At 38.2% G+C, this 20,098-nt stretch carries 21 protein-coding genes; 7 read left to right on the top strand and 14 right to left on the bottom strand.

The window, feature by feature from the left end; genetic code table 11:
* Nucleotides 1-42: 42 nt before the first annotated feature.
* Complete coding sequence (locus ACH0CI_RS04675; RefSeq protein ID WP_114896523.1) at nucleotides 43-1,368, bottom strand: metallophosphoesterase; 1,326 nt, start codon at nucleotides 1,366-1,368, stop codon at nucleotides 43-45.
* Between the two features lie 221 nt (nucleotides 1,369-1,589).
* Between ACH0CI_RS04675 and ACH0CI_RS04670 the strand changes: the two genes are divergently transcribed.
* Complete coding sequence (locus tag ACH0CI_RS04670; RefSeq protein WP_406900927.1) at nucleotides 1,590-2,975, top strand: protoporphyrinogen oxidase; 1,386 nt, start codon at nucleotides 1,590-1,592, stop codon at nucleotides 2,973-2,975.
* Between the two features lie 474 nt (nucleotides 2,976-3,449).
* On the opposite strand, the gene ACH0CI_RS04665 is transcribed toward ACH0CI_RS04670, so the two are convergent.
* The 4 genes from ACH0CI_RS04665 to ACH0CI_RS04650 all read right to left on the bottom strand — a co-directional run bounded on the left by ACH0CI_RS04665 (nucleotide 3,450) and on the right by ACH0CI_RS04650 (nucleotide 6,877).
* Complete coding sequence (locus ACH0CI_RS04665) at nucleotides 3,450-4,301, bottom strand: VOC family protein (protein WP_335707459.1); 852 nt, start codon at nucleotides 4,299-4,301, stop codon at nucleotides 3,450-3,452.
* A 207-nt stretch (nucleotides 4,302-4,508) separates the two neighbouring features.
* A complete protein-coding gene (locus ACH0CI_RS04660; RefSeq protein ID WP_028415077.1) occupies nucleotides 4,509-5,447 on the bottom strand; it encodes an MBL fold metallo-hydrolase in 939 nt (312 codons plus the stop codon).
* Nucleotides 5,448-5,471: 24 nt separating this feature from the next.
* Entirely contained in the window at nucleotides 5,472-6,398 is a 927-nt protein-coding gene (locus ACH0CI_RS04655) for a DMT family transporter (RefSeq protein ID WP_406900926.1), read from the bottom strand.
* A complete protein-coding gene (locus ACH0CI_RS04650; protein ID WP_406900924.1) occupies nucleotides 6,395-6,877 on the bottom strand; it encodes a GNAT family N-acetyltransferase in 483 nt (160 codons plus the stop codon). Before ACH0CI_RS04650 ends, ACH0CI_RS04655 begins: the two co-directional genes overlap by 4 nt.
* A 220-nt stretch (nucleotides 6,878-7,097) precedes the next feature.
* On the opposite strand from ACH0CI_RS04650, the gene ACH0CI_RS04645 reads away from it, so the two are divergent.
* A complete protein-coding gene (locus ACH0CI_RS04645) occupies nucleotides 7,098-7,718 on the top strand; it encodes a LysE family translocator (protein ID WP_406900923.1) in 621 nt (206 codons plus the stop codon).
* Between the two features lie 277 nt (nucleotides 7,719-7,995).
* Nucleotides 7,996-9,429: an alanine/glycine:cation symporter family protein gene (locus ACH0CI_RS04640; protein ID WP_406900922.1), complete on the top strand. Its 1,434-nt coding sequence runs from the start codon at nucleotides 7,996-7,998 to the stop codon at nucleotides 9,427-9,429.
* Nucleotides 9,430-9,490: 61 nt separating this feature from the next.
* On the opposite strand, the gene ACH0CI_RS04635 is transcribed toward ACH0CI_RS04640, so the two are convergent.
* Both ACH0CI_RS04635 and ACH0CI_RS04630 read right to left on the bottom strand, forming a co-directional pair.
* Nucleotides 9,491-9,943, bottom strand: a complete 453-nt coding sequence (locus tag ACH0CI_RS04635; protein WP_335707155.1) for a CBO0543 family protein — start codon at nucleotides 9,941-9,943, stop codon at nucleotides 9,491-9,493.
* 157 nt (nucleotides 9,944-10,100) lie between these two features.
* Nucleotides 10,101-11,066, bottom strand: coding sequence for a bile acid:sodium symporter family protein (locus ACH0CI_RS04630; RefSeq protein ID WP_048019912.1), 966 nt, complete (start codon nucleotides 11,064-11,066; stop codon nucleotides 10,101-10,103).
* Between the two features lie 292 nt (nucleotides 11,067-11,358).
* Here ACH0CI_RS04630 and ACH0CI_RS04625 point away from each other — a divergent pair, with 292 nt between their 5' ends.
* Complete coding sequence (locus ACH0CI_RS04625; RefSeq protein WP_025750169.1) at nucleotides 11,359-12,465, top strand: mechanosensitive ion channel family protein; 1,107 nt, start codon at nucleotides 11,359-11,361, stop codon at nucleotides 12,463-12,465.
* Nucleotides 12,466-12,505: 40 nt separating this feature from the next.
* Here ACH0CI_RS04625 and safA read toward each other — a convergent pair whose 3' ends face one another.
* From safA to ACH0CI_RS04600, 5 genes are all read right to left on the bottom strand, one after another.
* A complete protein-coding gene (safA, locus tag ACH0CI_RS04620) occupies nucleotides 12,506-13,129 on the bottom strand; it encodes a SafA/ExsA family spore coat assembly protein (protein WP_074677042.1) in 624 nt (207 codons plus the stop codon).
* 137 nt (nucleotides 13,130-13,266) lie between these two features.
* On the bottom strand, nucleotides 13,267-14,631 hold the full coding sequence (locus tag ACH0CI_RS04615; protein ID WP_028415084.1) for a hemolysin family protein: 1,365 nt from the start codon (nucleotides 14,629-14,631) through the stop codon (nucleotides 13,267-13,269).
* Between the two features lie 613 nt (nucleotides 14,632-15,244).
* Entirely contained in the window at nucleotides 15,245-15,475 is a 231-nt protein-coding gene (locus ACH0CI_RS04610) for a YuzI family membrane protein (RefSeq protein ID WP_016765278.1), read from the bottom strand.
* Nucleotides 15,476-15,589: 114 nt separating this feature from the next.
* Nucleotides 15,590-16,309, bottom strand: a complete 720-nt coding sequence (locus ACH0CI_RS04605; protein WP_335707703.1) for an NAD-dependent protein deacylase — start codon at nucleotides 16,307-16,309, stop codon at nucleotides 15,590-15,592.
* A gap of 12 nt (nucleotides 16,310-16,321) precedes the next feature.
* Nucleotides 16,322-16,720 (bottom strand): universal stress protein, encoded by a 399-nt coding sequence (locus ACH0CI_RS04600; RefSeq protein WP_013058676.1) that lies wholly within the window; start codon nucleotides 16,718-16,720, stop codon nucleotides 16,322-16,324.
* Nucleotides 16,721-16,878: 158 nt separating this feature from the next.
* Here ACH0CI_RS04600 and ACH0CI_RS04595 point away from each other — a divergent pair, with 158 nt between their 5' ends.
* Nucleotides 16,879-17,022, top strand: coding sequence for a hypothetical protein (locus ACH0CI_RS04595; RefSeq protein WP_013058677.1), 144 nt, complete (start codon nucleotides 16,879-16,881; stop codon nucleotides 17,020-17,022).
* A 26-nt stretch (nucleotides 17,023-17,048) separates the two neighbouring features.
* Here ACH0CI_RS04595 and pfkA read toward each other — a convergent pair whose 3' ends face one another.
* A complete protein-coding gene (pfkA, locus tag ACH0CI_RS04590; RefSeq protein ID WP_028415086.1) occupies nucleotides 17,049-18,008 on the bottom strand; it encodes a 6-phosphofructokinase in 960 nt (319 codons plus the stop codon).
* Between the two features lie 345 nt (nucleotides 18,009-18,353).
* Here pfkA and ACH0CI_RS04585 point away from each other — a divergent pair, with 345 nt between their 5' ends.
* Together ACH0CI_RS04585 and ACH0CI_RS04580 are read left to right on the top strand one after the other, a co-directional pair.
* On the top strand, nucleotides 18,354-19,031 hold the full coding sequence (locus tag ACH0CI_RS04585) for a C40 family peptidase (protein ID WP_016765281.1): 678 nt from the start codon (nucleotides 18,354-18,356) through the stop codon (nucleotides 19,029-19,031).
* 134 nt (nucleotides 19,032-19,165) lie between these two features.
* Nucleotides 19,166-19,708, top strand: coding sequence for a 5' nucleotidase, NT5C type (locus ACH0CI_RS04580; RefSeq protein ID WP_335707704.1), 543 nt, complete (start codon nucleotides 19,166-19,168; stop codon nucleotides 19,706-19,708).
* Between the two features lie 151 nt (nucleotides 19,709-19,859).
* Here ACH0CI_RS04580 and ACH0CI_RS04575 read toward each other — a convergent pair whose 3' ends face one another.
* Nucleotides 19,860-19,985 carry a hypothetical protein gene (locus ACH0CI_RS04575; RefSeq protein WP_013058681.1) on the bottom strand — a complete coding sequence of 42 codons (126 nt, stop codon included), beginning with the start codon at nucleotides 19,983-19,985 and terminating at the stop codon, nucleotides 19,860-19,862.
* Nucleotides 19,986-20,098: the final 113 nt, after the last annotated feature.

Here is a 20,098-nt window from a genome sequence, read left to right as displayed (position 1 = left end):
AAAAAAAGCTAAAAGAATCAATAAAAACCAGGATTCTTTCAGCTATTTAGTAGAGCCTTCAATGATTAATTTTTGATCGCTTTGATTGTCAAACGCATCCACTGCTGCCACTTCTATTTGATACGCAGTATGAGGCTGCAAACCTGATAACGGAAGACTTAAAACATCCGGAACAGGATCGCTGTAATATTGAGAAAATGCATTGTACGTTTTGACCACTTTTCCAGTTTCTTTGTTTTTGACGGTAATGCGATAAGAATGAACCATCAGATTATCCACCGCTTGCGTAAACTGGATATAAAGCTGATTTGCTGAAGCTTTTTCTTGTATAACAGAAATAGTAGAGCTTGGAAGAAAAATCGGTTTTACTAAATCTCGCTCATTCGTGTAGTGAAATTTTTTTGCATCTGCAGGTATATCAATTTCCCACGCTTCTCCCGTCCACTTATTCGCATGAAAATCCCGCCTTTTAACGACTACTTTTCGATTATAAACCTCTACAAGAAGGCCTTGACTCACGTCTCGATAGCCAGGAGGAAGTTCACCTTGTAAATATCCAGCACCAGGCCATATATACCGAACGGAAGACGTTGCAAGAGAGGTAAAATCTCTTTGGAAAATAGTACGAGGGTCGTCCAACGGATGGTGGGTATGACCAGAAAACGTAATGACTTGCGGATAAGGTTTTAACGTATTGTAAAGAAGCTGTTCATTCACTTCTATTCCCCATCTATTTTTCCCGTACAATGTATTGTTAATAGGCTGATGAATAAAGACAAAAATCGGTTTTTTAGGATCGTCTCGCTTTGCTATCTTCAACTGTTCAGCAAGCCAGTTAATTTGCTTGATTGAATAATCACCGGCGGTTAATCGGCTTTCTGTTCCAAGCATGATAAAATGATAGCCTTTTATCACTTGATGAAAGTAAAGAGCCTTCATTTTGGTTTTAGATAAAAAACGCTGCTGCGCTTGCTGATTTGTTACGCTGTCCCGGTATTCATGGTTGCCAATTGTAAAAAGAGATACGGCCTGCGACTGTTTATTTTGATTATAAACAGAAAAAAAACGGTCGTATTCTTTTAACGCACCTGTATCAGCCAAGTCTCCTACTACTACAAATGCATCTTGTTTCGGTGCCTGTTCATTTAATTGCGTTAATGCATGTTGAAAAGTACGCAAATCAAGCGTTCCTGTTTCCTTAATATGAACATCACTGATCACAGGAAAAACTAGCTTTGGTTCGATGTATCCGCTTCGTCCGCTCTTCTCTTCAGCTCGTACGTTTAAGGTAATCCCGCATATAAGAACACTTATTAATACGAAAGCGAGCCAGTCTTTTTTCAGCGTTTCCATAAAACCGCCGAGCATGATGCTTCCTCCTTTCTTCACTGCTGCGTCTCAGTTATTTTCTCTACGTGTATGAGCTTTTATTTTATGTAATTTCAAAATATCTAATCGTATAGTTTCAATATTTCTTTTCGTATTTGCACACACTATGTTCACAATCAATTCATTACACTTTTCCTAGTCATAGTGGTATGATTTTCGTATATTACAGACTAATTGTTGAAAATGTAGGAGTGAATATTTTGAAAACGGTCGCTGTTATTGGAGGAGGAATTACGGGCTTAACCACTCTGTACTATTTGCAGAAACTAAAACGAGAACGTAATCTTCCGCTTAAATTATTATTACTAGAGAAACATCCCCATCTAGGAGGAAAAATCAATACGCGTGAAGCTGGGGAATTTATTATGGAAACAGGGGCGGATTCTATTGTGGCTCGAAAAGAAAACGTTATGCCTCTGCTAGAAGAGCTGTACTTAACAAACGATTTAGTCTATAACGAAACGGGCAAATCATTTATTTACTCTGCTAATGAGCTGCTTCCAATTCCTGAAGATACCATGTTCGGTATTCCAACAAGCGTGGAATCCCTTTTTAAAAGCGAGCTGATTTCTTCAAAAGCTAAAATTACAGCTTTAAAAGACTTAATTACTAAAAATACAACGTTTACGAAAGACAGCTCAATTGGACTCTTTTTAAAACATTTTTTAGGAGAAGAGCTAGTAGAAAAGCAAATTGCACCTATTTTATCCGGCGTCTACTCTGGCGATTTAGACAAACTCACGATTTCTTCGACTCTCCCGTATCTGCTCGACTACAAAAACACGTACGGCAGCATCATCAAAGGAATGGGAGCCAATGAAAAAAAATTTAAAACGGCAGGAAATAAAAAATTCATTTCGTTTAAACAAGGTTTATCAACAATTATTCACCGCTTAGAAGAAGAGCTTTCTGATGTAACGATTTTAAAAGATACGCCAACCACCAGCATAAAACGGAACGGTGAGCGCTACCAAATCAGTACGCCGGGGCAAGCCCATTCAGCGGATTACGTGGTGTTAGCTACACCGCACACGGCTGCTCAGCACCTGTTGAACGATCCCGAACTAAACGAAGACTTTGAGCAGTTAAAAGATTCTTCTCTCATTAGCGTGTACATCGGCTATGACGTTCCAGACGAATGCCTTCCCGCTGAAGGCACCGGGTTTATTACCTCTCAATCAAGCAACTTAATTGCCAATGCCTGCACGTGGACAAGCAAAAAATGGGCTCACACTTCTAAGCGAGGGAATTTGTTAGTTCGCCTGTTCTATAAAAGCACAAGTCACCACTTTGACAGCCTGCGGACGATGTCAAAAGAAGGTCTGCTAGCAGTGGCACAAAAGGACATTGAAAACAGCTTAGGAATCAAAGAGCAGCCCATTGAAAGCGACGTAACAAATTGGGATAAATTGATGCCTACCTATCACCTTAAACACGGTGAACTCGTACGCAGCTTGACCCGAAAGTTGCATGACAAGCACCCCGCTATTACATTAGCCGGCTGTTCTTATTATGGGGTAGGCATTGCAGCTTGTATAACAAACGGCAAACAAACGGCCGAAGCTATCTCTCAACAGTTGACTTGAACAAGGTTTGAAAACAATAAAAGGCCTGAAAATAAATATATTATTTTCAGGCCTTTTATTACCTTTTCGTTAGCATATAAAGCTACTTTCCTTACTATTAACAACTCTTTTATCGCTTTTCTTTTTGCAAAGCAGCAGTAGCAAACAATACAAGATAGCGCTCGTCTGAAGTTAATCTAAGCCAATGTTTCACTTTATATCTCACAGGTTTCCGCTCCCTTCCTTCAAGGTTTTATATGAAAAGACTTTATATAAAAATTCAATAACGATAAGAAATGATGCTTGATATGTATTTTATTCCCACGCCCGCTTGTTTACAAACTTTTTTAAACGTAAGACTCTTCGTTTATTTCCCTGAAAATAACACCGTTTTCGTCATTATCCTCTTACTATTTGAGAAAAAAGTGTACACTTCTTGTCTATTTTGACGAACATTGCGATAAATAAAAGCTGCCAACTGCGGCAGCTTTTATGTCAAAGGACTAATCTAATTATATTGCCTGATGGATCTTTTGTGAAAAAATCTTGGTTTTCTTTAGAAACAGCTGCTCCAATTTCACGAAGCTGATTTATTGCCTGTTCCCTTGCTTCTTCAGCTGGAAAAACAAGTGTAAATGAGTCCAAACCAACGCTGTTTTCAAGAGGACTAGGAGCTCCAATTCCATTCCAAACGTTTAGTCCGATGTGATGATGATAGCGCCCAGTTGAAATAAACAAGGCTTGATTATGGTAATTGCTCACAACCTCAAAACCTAATCCATTTCGATAAAAGTTTTCCGTTTGCTCTAATTCAGAAACGTGAAGGTGAATATGTCCCATTAAGGTAGCTGAAGGTAATCCTGTCCATGGTTTACCGTTTCCTTCAGATAATATCGCTTCTGCGTCTAAAGGTTTTGTAGCCATTACTACTTCACTGTCATTCCATTCCCATGTACTTGACGGACGATCTCGATAAATCTCTATGCCGTTTCCATCTGGATCTGCCAAGTACAGCGCTTCACTCACTAGATGATCAGACGCCCCTTGAAGCGGATAACCGCTATTTAACAAATGCTGCAGAATACTTCCTAAATCAGAACGAGTCGGCAGCAATAGAGCAAAATGATATAAGCCTGTTGTACGAGGCTGTTTTGCTGTAACGTTTTCCGGCTGTTCAATCGATAAAAGCGCCGTGCGTCCATCAGCTGTTAACAAGGCTTTGTTCTCTTTTCTCCCTAAAAGTTTAAACCCGATTATTTGCTGATAAAAAGCAAGTGAACGCTCTAAATTTTCTACTTTTAAATTTACTTTCCCAACAAATACATGGGGTGCACGGTGAAAGTTCATGGTTATTTCTCCTTTTAAATAGATCATTTTTGAATTAACTTACTTTATGTAACTTATTATATTTTTATAACTTTGTTTCGTCAAGTTATTTATTTTAGTATCATAACTTAAAACTCATATCACAGCATAACCAATTCAATAAGCCCGCCTGCTCATAATATAGTATGAACAGGCGGGCTTACTTACCATTAGGCTATGCATAAACTATCAAAACAGTTCTCTGCTTTTACGTTTGACATTTCCATTAACAAAATACTGTATTCTCTCTTTTTGCTCATTTGTTGGCTTCTTATACGTTTCACATTCAAACTGAAAACATGCTTTTTCTAAATCGACTTCATTTCCTACAATTTCTCCAATCGCACTCAATTGGTTTAAATCTCTCCAAAGTTCCTCAGAAGTTTCAGGGTCAAAATGAGATGAAAGATAATACTGCGCATCATATTTTTTAAGTTCTCTCTGAATCCGCTCAAGGTCTTCTTTATCATAACTCCAGTCACCGCTATAAAAATCTGGACATAGACAATCACCTAAAAACAGTACTTTTTCTTTGGGGACGTAGACAACGGACGAGTCCTGCGCGTGTACCCCTCCAATATGCTGAATGCAACAAGTGATTCCACCTAGGTCAACTTCCATATGATGATGAAACGTTACGTCCGGCTCCCGTAAAATTAACGTCTCTCGACACGGCATTTCTTTCTTTATCATATCCCGGCAAAATTCGATTTCCTCCCCTTCCTGGACGCGTTTATCCAAGGAATCATCGTCCCAGCGCAGTGTCTTTAAATAGGCCAGCTTTTTCTTCGTCAAATGATGGCTGATTGTATATTTGTTCATTGCATGAATGCCAAATGTATGATCCCAGTGCCAATGCGTAATAGCTACTCCTTTGATTGGAGGGGCTCCCATTTTTTCCACTTCTTCTAAAAATGATGATGCATGCGCAGGAGAATTCCCAGCATCTACGAGGAAACTATACTTCTCCCCGCATATAAGCCCGAGCACCGGCCGATCCGTTTCTTCAGAATGAGGAAAGTAATAAACGTGGTCCGTTAGTTTTTTCAGCATATTTACACCTGCTTTATGTAGTTTAATAAAAACCTCTTTACTAAATGGTAAATAATGATAAATAAACTGTATCATACTCGGTGCTGCTTGCCTATCCCATTAGCTGATATTCGACTTTTCTTGAAAAGCTATAACTTTTTCGGGCTCTGCTGCTTTGTACTTTAAGAAGATCATCACACTAATCATCACAATCATTCCTCCCGCTAGCTGAGAAATGGTTGTCATTTCTCCAAGCAAGAAATAGGCGAGAATGATGGCACCAATTAGCTCGCCTAAAATAGCCATCGAAATCGTTGTAGCACCTACATACTTTAACAGCCAGTTAAATAAGGCGTGACCAAAAATATTAGGAATAAGCGCTAAAAGCAAAAAGATCCACCAATCCTTTGTATCATACTGAGTCAGCGATACGTTTGTACAAATATTGTAGACAAATAGAACCAGTCCACCGATTAAAAAAACGGCGAAGCTATAGATGATTGGAGGCATTTTCCTGCATAGATCTTGCCCCGCCAGCATATGAACAGAAACGGCCACTGTACCTAAAACAGAAAGTAAGTCTCCGTAAAGAGCCGTTTTAGATACTCCGATATCGCCCGATGCGATAATCACCGAGCCGCTAACAGCCATTAAAATACTAATGACTCCTACTTTGCTTGTTTTTTCTTTAAATAAAAAATAAGCTCCAATCACTACGAAGACCGGCTCGAGCGTAGTCAAAATCATAGCGCTAGCAACTGTTGTATGTGAAAAAGATTCCATCCAAAACAGAAAGTGAAGCCCTAAAAACACGCCTGATACAGCTAGCATTAGCCATTCTTTTACCGTGCTGTTTTTAAAAAGAATTTTCATTTTTCTCCATGGTAAAAACGGTAAAAATAAAAGGACGGTAAACAGCAGTCTATACATTCCTAAAATAGAAGCAGGCGCATCCGACCATTTAATTAAAATAGAAGAAAAGGAAACGGCTAATACACCGATTAAAAGAAAGACAGGAGGCGGTAAAGGAAGAGTTGATTTATTCATGCCATTACTCCTTTTAGAATCTCTTTTTTCATATTTACTACGGGAATATTCACTCCCCCTCTATGTACGATTTCTTGTTCCTCCATGTAAAAGCCGATTGATTCATATAAAGCTATATTACGAGAAACACTCATTCTCACCTTGCATGATAAACTTTCCTTACCACACTCTTTGGCGTATGTTTCTAACCATTGAATAAGCCGTTTAGCCAGTCCTTTTCCTTGAAAAGCAGGAATAACAGACAGACGGTAAAAATATAAGCTCGTTTCTTCTAGCGTAAAACGCGCCATCGCTACGGGCTTATTTTCGACGTATAAAATGACAGCTTCTTTTCCATGCTTTAACGATTGCATAATAGATTCCGTTGTTTCATCAAGAGCACTGGAAGGTGGGACAGAATCGCGATAGACGGAGAAGGCTTGCAGCATAAGATCGTGAACTGTAGCAGCGTCCTCCGGCTGTGCTAAACAGTAGTTCATAAATTTTACCTTCTTTCTATAAAAATTAAGTATATCGAATTATTATACAACACCACCTATTTTTTTCCTACACCTTTTATTGATTTTTATTAAGGAGAATAACCTCTTTTTACGCTCTTATACCTTCTTAGCTTTACTCCATTAAACCATTAATTCATTAGCACACACTCTTGAGAACTTTTTGTCGAAATGGTTAAAATTCTGTTGGGAGGGAATTATCATGACATTTTCTTGGCTTATACCTTACATAGCCGTGTCACTTATCATTGTCTTAATACCAGGACAAGACATGATCTTTGTAATGACACAAAGTATTGCTTCAGGCGTCAAAGCAGGCATCAAAACCGTACTGGGATCTATTACGGGAACATTTGTACATACTCTTTTAGCCGCAGTGGGGCTATCTATTATCTTTCAAAAATCAATTATTGCCTTTACGATTCTAAAGGTTGTAGGTGTTCTGTACCTGCTGTTTTTAGCCTACCAATCGTTTCGCGAAAAAAGCGGTCCGTTGGAATTAACAGAAAACGTTCAGCACCACCATCACTTTAGAAAAGGATTTGTTAGCAACTTAACCAATCCAAAAGTAGCTATTTTCTTCATTACGTTCTTACCGCAGTTTGTTAATTCGTCTCTTGGACATGTAAGTTTGCAGATGATGTTGTTTGGAATCATCTTTATCGCCGAAACGCTCATCATCTTTTCACTTATTGCGCTATTTGCTTCTGGCCTTGGGAAGAAAGTCAAAAAAAGCCGTATCTTTCAGCACACATTAAAATATGTAAAAGGAACCGTTTTTGGGGTACTTGGCCTAAAACTTTTATTTTCTAGCAACAATTAAGTAAAACAAAATGAAATTTCTTTCATCCCTGCTGTTATCACCTTTTCATACCCGCTTCATTTGTCATATCACCCTATTTTTCCATGTGAGGTTAGTTGACAAAAGACCAAAATTATTATTTTATATATATATAAGGTTCAGATTTAGCAACAAGATTCGACAAGGATAATGAAGAAAAACAGCGGGGAAATAGGGAGATCTATCTAAATAGAGGGAAAATTCTATAAATTCACGTTTTTTATTATTATTCTACTATAATTCATGAAGAGGTGAAACTATGCAAGAAGTAGTTCAAGGTTTTGTTAGTTCAATCAACGAATTTCTTTGGTCCTACTTACTGATTGCGATGCTGATTGCATTTGGTTTGTTTTTTACATTCAGGTCAAAGTTTTTACAAATTCGGTTATTAAAAGAAATGGTTCGTGTATTAAAAGAAGGTGCGGATAGCTCTTCTAAAGACGGAATTTCGCCATTCCAAGCGTTTTGTATCAGTATGGCAGCCCGCGTTGGTACGGGGAACATTACAGGTATTGCGATTGCGATCGCTTTAGGGGGACCTGGTGCTGTATTTTGGATGTGGGTGCTTGCCGTTATCGGTTCAGCTTCAGCATTTATCGAAAGTACGTTAGCACAAATATACAAAGTAAAAGACAAAGACGGCGGCTTCCGAGGCGGACCGGCTTACTATATGGAAAAAGGGTTAAAGAAGCGCTGGATGGGCGGACTGTTTGCTGTCTTAATCACTTTATCATTCGGCTTAATTTTTAATGCTGTACAATCAAACACGATTACCCTTGCGTTTGAAAATGCGTTTGGAACAAATCGTTTAGTGTTAGGAATTATTATGACAGTGGCTTTCGCTGCCATTATTTTTGGCGGAGTTAAGCGTATTGCAAAAATGTCAGAATACATTGTTGTGGTACTAGCTGTTGCCTATATTGCAGTAGCACTTTTCATTATTATCATGAACATTCAAGAAATGCCTTCTCTTATTGCGTTAATCGTTAAAAATGCATTTGGTTTCGATCAAATTGCCGGCGGTTCTCTTGGAGCAGCTCTTATGCAAGGAATTAAACGCGGATTATTCTCAAACGAAGCGGGTATGGGTAGTGCGCCGAATGCAGCCGCAGCTGCAACAACAAGCCACCCGGTAAAACAAGGATTAATTCAAGCCTTTGGTGTATTGACAGATACGCTTATTATTTGTAGTAGTACTGCTTTTATCATTTTACTTTCAGGTACTTATACAAATAAAAATTTAAGCGGTATTGAATTAACACAAGCTGCTTTAAGCACTCATATTGGTTCTTGGGCAACAGGTGCTCTTGCAATTATGATTTTCCTATTTGCGTTTAGTACATTAATTGGTAACTACTATTACGGAGAAACAAATATTGAGTTCTTGAACACAAATAAAGCTTGGCTGATGACTTATCGTGTTGCTGTGCTTGCAATGATTGTGTTCGGTTCTATTTCTCAAATTCAGCTTGTATGGGACTTAGCAGACCTGTTTATGGGCTTTATGGTAGTAGTCAACTTAATCGCAATTCTCTTGCTCTCGAAAGTGGCCTTTGCCGCACTCAAAGATTATCTTGCCCAAAAGAAAGCTGGAAAAGACCCTGTCTTCTATCAAGACAGCATTTCTGGACTTGATAATATTGATGCATGGAATCATTCAAAAGATAAATCTAGCTCGAAAGAAGCGATCTAATAAAAAAAGCCGTGAATACTCACGGCTTTTTTTACTGTGCAAATTTACTTCTTTTTTTCTTCTAGTGAAGCAGTCTAAGACTAACCAAATACCTATAGTATAAATAAATTACGCTGTACGGAATCCAATAGGAAAAAAATGTCCAGCCGACATTCCATCCGTTTCCGTATATAACTCTTTCCATATACATATACGTTCCTTCTAAAAATGTTGTAAACAGCGCTATAAGAAAAATAAAAAAATGGGGCTTTCCGATTCGCTGGATTAAAAAAATCATATAGCTGGCCAATACAGGATAAACACCTAAATTAAAAGGCAGCGCTTCTAATGCTTCATTTTCTAAAGAAGTCCCGAGTTTCCAAAAGCCATAATAGCTCCCTAACTCATTGATAACGATTGCTAAAATGCAAAAAGCAGTTCCTACTAAAGGCAGTAAACGACGATTTCTAGGATGTAAATAGAGGGTGCCAAAAATCCAAGGTAAAACAAACGCCAGCGCTATATTGATAAGCAAGAATATCCGACCTTTTTCTTTCTAGTATGCCACACCGCACCTTTTTCTAATCATCTCATTATCTTGAACGCAGCAAGTGTAAAAGTATCTTATCTCTGATCGTTAAACCAGAGTGCTTACTTTATGATTACTGTGGTTCGTCCCTTGCTTTTTTCATTTATTTTAATGAAGCAAATTCAGCGTCTTTTTTCTGGTAATAGTTTTGAACTAAACGCCCTGATAAAGCAGCTAATACCTGCTGAAATAACATCCCTAATACGACCGGTACAGCAACGGGAGCTGGAAAATAAGATACGGCTAATACGGCTCCGGCGCTAATATTTCTCATGCCTCCGCAAAACGTAAGCGTCACAACTTTTGCTCGGTCCCATCTTAGCCATTTGCCAATCATCCAGCTGAAGAAATAACCAGCTGAACTCATTAAAAAGACAATCACGATAATAAACAGCAGTTTTTTATCAATATGTTTTAAATAAGGTGCAATCACTCCCCCGTTTACCATAACCATCACACTTAACCCTATTTTCGAAACAGGTGCCAGCTTTGGTCCTAAGGTCTGCTTAATTGTTCCTTTTGTATATTGATTTAAGCACATGCCTAACAGAGATGGAAGGACAATCATAAAACATAAATCTTTGACTAACTTTAGCGCTTCCAAATGTACGGTGTCTCCAACCACCAATAAAAGCGTATAAGGAACGATAAGCGGTGCTAAAAGAGTATCAATTAAAATAATGGATAGTGCAAGAGGAATGCTTCCTTTGTAAATCGAGACCCATATAAAACTAGTCACTCCCGTTGGAATAATTGCTGCTAGCAAAAGACCCGTGCTTGTAAATACATCATGTGGAAAAATCACTTGGCCAACGCTCCAAGCCCATGCTGGCATAAAAATATGTAAAACAAACAGAGCCATAATGATTGGAAATGGACGGTGTATCGTGGCATTTAACTGGTGAAAGTTTGAATTCAAACTTCCGGCAAAGGTCATTAATGCAAAAAGCCATGGAATTAAGAAGGTATACTGACTTAATGATGAACCGATAAGAACTCCTATGAGCAAGCTGACCGGCGTAATAAATGGCATCAATTTTTCTAGCATTCTATTTAATTGACTTAACAAAGCTTTCTCCCTCCAACGAACGTTTTAAATAAATAATAAGATAAATTAATGTTTATAATATCACCTATTTATTATACAACTTATTTTCAGACTATTGTCTGTCTCTTTTACTAAAAAGAGATATATTCATAATTATCACTTAAATAGATTTACAGGTATTTTTGTGCTATTTTAATAGGGAAGAAGCTTTTAAAAAGCATGAATTTAGGGTAAAGAACACTCTACATAGGAATGCTTTCAATTGACGGATATAAATGGACTGTAGCACAGTTTTGGTAACTAGGAGGATTGTATGGATTTTTTGAAGTCTCTATCATCATTAGATGATTGGAAAAAAATCGTGATTGCGATTGGGATCTTTTTGATCTTTTTAATTCTTCGCAAGCTTTTCACGACTTATTTGTTTAAGTTTATTATTGGTTTTGTCAAAAATAAAAAAATCAATTTAATTACGAGCGTTTTAGAAGCTTTTGAAAAGCCGCTGCGCTGGATTTTTGTGATTATTGGTTTCAAGCTTGCTCTTCCCTATCTTCCCTTTGATGTTTTAACAGCCGACACGGAAAGACATTTAGTTCGTTCAGCTTCTGTTGGCCTTGCAGGATGGGGCTTGTATAATTTAGCTGCTTCTACCAATTTATTTTTTGCAACGTTTGCCAAAAATTTTGATATCCAAGTGGATCGAATCATTATTCCTTTTATTGAAAAGTTCATCCGCATCGTTGTTGTTATGCTTTCTATCTCCATCATCGCAGAAGAATGGGGTTTTAACGTAAACGGCTTTGTAGCGGGTCTTGGCTTAGGTGGTCTTGCTTTTGCCCTAGCCGCAAAAGACACCGTTAGTAATTTATTCGGCGGAATCGTAATTATTACTGAAAAGCCTTTTACCATTGGAGATTGGATTAAAACACCAAGTGTTGAAGGCGTTGTAGAAGATATTACGTTTCGAAGCACCAAAGTTCGAACGTTCGCTCAAGCAGTCGTAACGGTTCCAAATGCTACTCTTTCTAATGAACCTATTATTAACTGGGCTAAAATGGGGAAACGTCAAATTGCCTTTCATTTAAACTTGAATTATAATACACCAAAAGAAAAGTTAGAAACCGTAGTGGCAAGAATTAAAAAGATGCTGACTGAGCACGAAGAAATTCACAATGAAACGATTCTTGTAAATTTTGACGGTTTCTATGAATCTAGTTTAAATATCTATCTGTATTTCTTTACAAATACAACCGTTTTTGCTGATTACTTAGATGTAAAAGAAAATATAAACTTCGAAATTATGGACATTCTTGAAGAAGAAGGCGTAGAATTTGCTTTCCCTACGCGCACACTCATCGTTGAGCAGGACGGAAAGCTTTCTGGCAATCCAAAAGAATTTCTAGAAAGTGCTCGAAGCTAAAAAAAGCTGACTTAGTAGTCAGCTTTTTTTCCTTTCTTCTTTAGTTTGAAATGAACATTTGAGTCCAGTAATGACCGTAGCTTCCGCCTTTAGCGTAACCTACTCCGATTTCGGTAAATTGACTTGATAGTATGTTTTTACGGTGACCTTCGCTATTCATCCATGCGTTAACCACTTCTTTTGGAGTTGCTTGTCCAGCAGCGATATTTTCACCTGCTGTACTGTATGTAATGCCAAATTTTTTCATCATGTCGAACGGACTTCCATATGTAGGCGATGTATGACTGAAATAATTTTTATCAATCATATCCTGCGATTTATAGCGAGCCACGCGAGCTACTTCCCAATTAGACTTTAAAGGCTTAAGCCCTACTTTAGCACGTTCTTGATTCACTAGCTGAACCACTTGCTCTTCGTATGAACTTCCCGCTTTATCTGTTGGTATGGTAATTTTTTGTCCCGGATAGATCGAATTAGGATTTTTAATAGCAGAATTCGCTTCAATCAGCTCGGAAACGCCCACCTGATATTTTACTGCTATTTTCCACATCGTATCTCCCGATTGAACGGTATGTACGGTTGCTGCTTGCGCAGTGTTATTAAGACCAAAAGCTAGAGTGACAGACAACAATGTTACTAATAAAAGTTTTGATAGAGTTTTCATACTTTTATTAAAGCAAATTGATTTCAAGATTCATAGCGGTAATATTATCCCATAGTTCCATCATATGACTTTGTCATCTTCCCTCCACACTTTCTTTTTAAAAAAGACGCACTGCTCTTTCGCAATGCGCCTTCTTATTATGAAGATAAAGCCTGTGACTGGTTCATATCCGACACATTAACCGCTTCATCCGTACTTTGATGTACCTGACGTTTTTTAATCACATCAATATATTGAATGTGATGGCCTTCCATTTTCGTAACGGTAAAATCATACTGATCAAAGCTAAGGCTTTCTCCTTGTTTGACGTCATATTTTTCCGTTAAGACCCAGCCTCCAATTGTATCAACATCCGTATCATCAATTGTCGTGCCAAGCAGCTCGTTAAGCTCACTTACTAATAATTTTCCATCTACAATATAATGATCGGGTTTGACTTTCTGAATTAATGGAAGTTCATCCGCATCAAATTCATCACGAATTTCACCGACAATTTCTTCTAAAATATCCTCTACTGTTACAATCCCTGCTGTTCCACCGTATTCATCAATTAAAATAGCCATATGGATGCGTTCACGCTGCATCTTAAGCAATAAATCATGAATAGGAATCGATTCAATTACTTCAATAACAGGACGGATATACTGTTTTAAATCTATTTTTTCCTTGCTGTTGTTCATGACAATCTCGGTTAAAATTTCTTTCATATTGACCATTCCAATAATATGGTCTTTATCTCCATCGATGACCGGATAGCGGGTAAACCGTTCTTCTTGGACCATCTCAAGGATGTATTCGACCGTATCTTCCTGGTCAATTGAAACGACTTCCGTACGCGGCACCATAATCTCCTTGGCAACGCGATCATCAAAGTCAAAAATTTTACTTACATATTTAAACTCCGATTGATTGATTTCACCGCTTTTATAGCTTTCTGATAACAAGATGCGAAGCTCTTCTTCACTGTGTGCAAGCTCATTTTCTGAAGCAGGCTTTAGACCAAATAACCCTGTTATTAAACGAGAAGAACTGTTTAATAGCCAAATGAAAGGATAGGTTACTTTATAAAAGAGTATAAGCGGACGAACAAATAATAAAGTGACTTTCTCTGCTTTTTGAATTGCAAATGTTTTCGGAGCAAGCTCTCCGACCACAACATTTATAAATGTAACAACCGCAAAAGAAATCGCAACAGATAGTACTTTTGTTAACGCTCCGCTTATCCCTAGTTGATCAAGTAATGGTGACAGGAGATGCGAAAGCGTAGGCTCTCCTAACCAACCAATTCCCAGCGCAGTAATCGTAATACCAAGCTGGCACGCAGATAAGTATTCATCTAAATTTGAAATAACTTGCTTCGCAGCTTTTGCATTGCTGCTCCCTTCTGCTATAAGCTGATCCACTTTGGAACTCCTCACGCGAATAATCGCAAACTCGGTAGCAACGAAAAAAGCAGTTAATGCAATCAGTACCGCTAGTAAAATCAAGTTAAATATGTCCAATCAAGTTCCTTAGCTCGTTTAAAAACGAGTAAGGACTCACCTCCTAAAAAATAAAAAATTTGGATAAAGAACTCTATCCCTGTACTGATCACTTGGAAAAGTGCATATAAGGAGGAATCACATGATAAATGTATAAACATTTTTATATGGAGCAAAACTGCCAGCCTTTCTTCCTTATCTCACGTTTCACTCGTTAATCTAGCAGGTCATTCTTTATTCAGCTGTTCTAGATGTGAAGCAATGGCTCACATCGCTTCATTTCATGATGTTGCTTCAGCGCTGATTCTCTCTTCCAATTCATTTATAAAAAATTTAGTAGTTTCCAATCTTTATAAAGTTAAAGTCTGTTAACGTCTTAAAAGAGCGATTATGTGATAAAGAGCGATATGCGTGAAGCAAATGTAGGTTTGTATAATACTGTATTGTACGCTTTGACACTGGTGCATATAATGCTACTTCGCCAACGTGGTACACTGCCCCATCCAATCACCTCTATTTCCGTATATCTAAAAAGATTCAGGAATAATTATCCTATTTCTTTTTAGACTTATTGACTTTATTTTAAATGTTAAAAACTTTGCAGTCAAACGTTTTAGTTAGTCTCCTGCCCTTGCTATTTACTGGTGCGGCGATTTTTAGCAGGCAAATAAAAGCTTGCTGCTACACAAAAAAAACCAAGGACAAAACAGATAATGGGGAGTTTCATACCTATCGCTTCAGCATAATAAGTGAGACTCCTTCCGTGAATAGGGACAAGATTCATTTCAAAAATCAAAGTCAAAACAGCTGTCACTTTGAGTGCAATACCAACAATGAAAAGACAAACCCTCAGGCCTCCACTCATATGCAAAAACATCCCTTCTATCCATTAGCGAATGGATGATGTACTACACCATATGATACATCCCTACACTTTATCACTAAATGCTAAAAAAGCGCTATGTCCATGCATAGACGCTTATAAATTTGCAACCACTTGTCCAATGGAATCATAGATAACCAAATCAAACAAATAATCGTAATGCGTAGGTTCTTTATTAATAATCACCATATTTGTACGATTGTACCGGCTCACAAGCAGCGGAATCTGATTAATCGGTGCTACTTCAAGCGATGAACCAAGCACGATGAATAAATCAGATGACAGCGCTGCTGTAACTGCTTCATCGAACTGATGAATGGCATCTCCAAAGAGAACAACATTTGGCTTTAAAAGGCGCTCACACGCTGTACATTGTGGGAGAGCTGACTGATTTAAATACGCTAAGTCATACTCTTTTTTACACCTCGGACAATGAGCTCTCTTAATGGACCCATGAATTTCAAAAACATTCGTGCTTCCTGCATCTTGGTGCAGCCCATCGATATTTTGCGTAATCACATGCACGGTTTTGGCGTCTTCTAGTTCAGCAATAAAGCGATGGCCCGTATTTGCTTTATACTGATGCAGCATTTTAATATGAAAAATTCCTTTAAACAGCGGCCAAAATTCATGAGGATACTGTTCATAGAAGTCAGCAGCTACTATGTCCACAAAGCTTTTGTTTTGGCGATATAAGCCATTTTGAGAGCGAAAGTCAGGTATGCCCGACTCTGTGCTCATTCCTGCTCCCGTAAAAAAACAAATGTGTTTAGCATCATCAATGAGCTGTTTTAATTCTTTGTACTGGTTTGACATTGCATTTCTCTCCTATTTAACAATTAGCACAGGAATTGTTACTTGCTGTGCTATCTTAGAACTAACGCTTCCAAGCAGCATGCCTTTTACAGGATTTAACCCTCTGCTTCCTATTACTACAAGGTCAAATGAATTTTGATTAGCAAATTGAATCACTGTTTTAGCCGCGTCTCCGTGCATAAAGGTAATCTCATACTCCACGTTTCCTTGCTTTAAAATTTCATCCGTTGTATGTATCCGACTTTCCCGTTCCTCGTCGCGGCTAAGTGATTTTAATCTTGAATCACCTTCTACTGCATAAATAACTTGAATAAAACTGTTTTCCGTAAGCTGAGCCAGCTGAACGGCTTTTTCTGTTGCTTTAGCTGCATGCTCTGAGCCATCTGAGGCAAGTAAAATTCGTTTAAACATCACGCTTCCTCTCCTCTTTTATAAAATGGTCTTCTCTCTTTACTATATCACTCGCTGTTCAAATGTAATCATTTTTTTGATTATTTCTATAATTTTTAAAATTATTTGTCTACTTTTATGATAAACTGAAAGAAAACGTGTACAGAGGGGATGAACCAATGTTTGGTTTTGAATTAATTTGCACTTTTTGCAAAGGGCTCGGAAAGCTAGCTGTTATTCCTGGTATCGGTTACATGAAAACATGCAAACACTGCGAAGGGACAGGGATGCAGTCAAAAAAAGACGAAACTCCTTCAATATAAGAAGTTTCGCCTCAGTAATACTGTGATTAGATTGAAAGCTCTTTAGATAAACGGTACATATCAGCATTGATATGGTGAGGTTCACCTAAAATTTCCATAATATCATAATCTACAATTTCATTTTTACGGATACCGATTGCACGGCCGCCTTTACCTTCTAGTAAAAGTTCGACTGCACGACCACCGAAACGGCTTCCTAGCACACGATCTTGAGCAGTTGGGGAACCACCGCGCTGAATGTGTCCTAATACTGTTACACGCGTTTCAATACCTGCAGCTTCATGAAGCTGTTTCGCTACTTCATTACCATTGGCTACACCTTCAGCTACCACGATAATGCTGTGCTTTTTACCGCGCTCTTGTCCTTTTCTCAAACGATCAACCATTTCTTGGAACTCATCTTTTGCTTCTGGGATAAGGATTGTTTCCGCACCGCCAGCAAGACCTGACCAAAGAGCAATGTCTCCTGCATTACGACCCATAACTTCAATAATAAACGTACGTTCATGAGAAGTCGCCGTATCACGGATTTTATCAATTGCGTCGATAACCGTATGAAGAGCCGTATCAAATCCTAGTGTAAAATCTGTTCCTGGAATGTCGTTATCAATTGTTCCTGGAATACCGATACATGGGAAACCAAGCTCTGTTAGTTTTACAGCTCCCATATATGATCCGTCTCCACCGATAACTACTAAGCCTTCAATACCGTGCTTCTTAAGGTTTTCAATACCTTTTAAACGCCCTTCTTCTGTTTTAAATTCTGGACATCTTGCAGAATAAAGCATCGTTCCGCCGCGTTGAATGATGTCACCAACATCTCCAACTTCTAGCTTTTTAATATTCCCTTCTATTAACCCTTGATACCCTTGGAAGATACCATAAACTTCCATACCTTCATGAATTGCTTTACGCACAACAGCACGAACCGCAGGATTCATACCTGGAGAATCTCCGCCGCTTGTTAATACACCTATTCTTTTCATTACTTTCACCTCATCAAAGTCACATACATGACTACTATATTATAGTTCTACATTTTACCCGAGTTCGAACTTTTTGTGTAGTAATTCACAACATATTTCTTTGTTAAATTTTAAATGTACATACTTTTTCATATCTTTTAGTTATTTACCGTCAAATATTCAAAGTTTTTCTAGTGATATTGCACATCTAAAGAACCCTTTTAATTACAGCTTTTATACGACTATATTCACCGTTATATTTCATTTTTTTCATATATGTAATGAAATTGTAACGTAGAATACTGTCGAAAGATGATATGATGAATTTACTCAAATTAGGAAAAATTTTCAGGGGGTACTAGTTTTATGAAAAAAGTAATAGCAGCTCTTACGCTCGCTGGCGTTATTGTTTCTACTAGCCCGATTGTCAGCCAAGCGGCTCTAGGCGACCAAACGCTTCGCCAAGGCATGAATCACCAAGATGTTAAACAACTACAACAAACGTTGAAAAATAAAGGTTATTTTAAAGGAAATACAACTACATACTTTGGGACTGTTACAACTTCTGCTGTAAAATCATTTCAGCGCAAAAATGGACTAGCAGCAGATGGTATTGTCGGAAAAGGAACGTACGCTAAACTAGGCGTTTCAGCAAAGGGCAAATCGCCTTCTAGCTCAGCGCGCTATAACCCTAACGCAGTGATTAACAAAGGAAAACAGTACATGGGCGTTCGCTATCGCTGGGGCGGAACAACGCCAAGCGGCTTTGACTGCAGCGGTTTTATTGGCTATGCGTTCAAACATGGCGGCGGGGTTCAGCTTCCTCGAACAGTAGCTCAGATTTATCAAAAAGGAACGCGCGTCTCAAGTCCAAAAGCTGGAGATATTGTGTTCTTCCAAACCTATACAAAAGGGCCTTCCCATGCAGGAATTTATTTAGGAAACAACCAGTTTCTTCACTGTTCTTCATCTAAAGGTGTGAGCATCTCTTCTCTAAAAGAGAGCTATTGGAGCAAACGCTATTTAGGTGCTAAAAGAATGTAGTTTCGATAAAAAGGGCAAGCTGTGTGATTTTGATGCGGCTTGCTCTTTTTCTGCATGTAAAAGATTTGGTATAGTAGAAGCAGCGCATTGCAAAACCAAGCGTGTAGATGAATACTGTAAAGGAAGTTGAATAAATGCACACCCTTTTAATTGACATGGATTCTGTCATTTGTGATCTTATGACGGATTGGCATAACCAATATAACAAAGATTATTGCGACAGCTTATCGGTTGAAAAGTTAAAATGCTGGGAATCAGAAAAGTATGTAAAGCCGGAATGCGGCACAAAGATTTATGACTACCTCGATCAGCCGGGGCTTTTTTTACATTTACAACCTCTGCCTCATGCTGTTGAGGTTCTTAAACGACTTTATGAAAGGTTTTCCATTTTAATTGTCACAAGCAGCCGTACCTATGCTTATACAGAAAAAGAGCAGTGGGTTGAAAAACACCTTCCGTTTATCGGAAAGTACAATATCGTGTTTACACACCAAAAAGATAAAATATACGGAGACTTGCTATTTGATGATGCACCTCATAATTTGAAGGCTTTTCAAGCTACAGGCCGCCATGCTGTTGCCATGAGCTACCCGTATAACGAAGATGTAAATGTTCCTCGCGTGGACGATTGGCTTCAGTTTGAACAGTACGTAAATACTTATTTTAACGAATGTTAATCAAAAAAACACGTAGACTTTGTCATCAGAGAATGAATGCAGTGCGTTTGTGAGCACAGCTATAAGCATAAAAAAAACCGCCTTTTGGGCGGTTTTTGACGGATAGCCCCCTAAGGGTTATCCGCTTTTTATTTAAAAAAGATATCGTTTTTTAGTACTTATCAGCTGATGAAAAAAAGTCCATAATGGCATGGATAATTTCAACGGACTGAAAAGAAAACAATGATATGGCTGTTAATGAAAAGAAACCAATCATGGCCATACGTACAAGTAACATAGACTAATCGCCTCCCTGTTTTGAACTAAATGAACGCACCCAAAACAATTCGCTATCTGTCTTTGTTTGTACGACGTTTTCGCCAAGCAAAGGCAGCTCATTCACTGCGTGTA

The organism is Priestia sp. 179-F W1.4 NHS (genome assembly GCF_045369295.1).
In the GTDB taxonomy this organism is placed as follows: domain Bacteria; phylum Bacillota; class Bacilli; order Bacillales; family Bacillaceae_H; genus Priestia; species Priestia zanthoxyli.
This window is presented reverse-complemented; position numbering and strand designations above follow the sequence as displayed.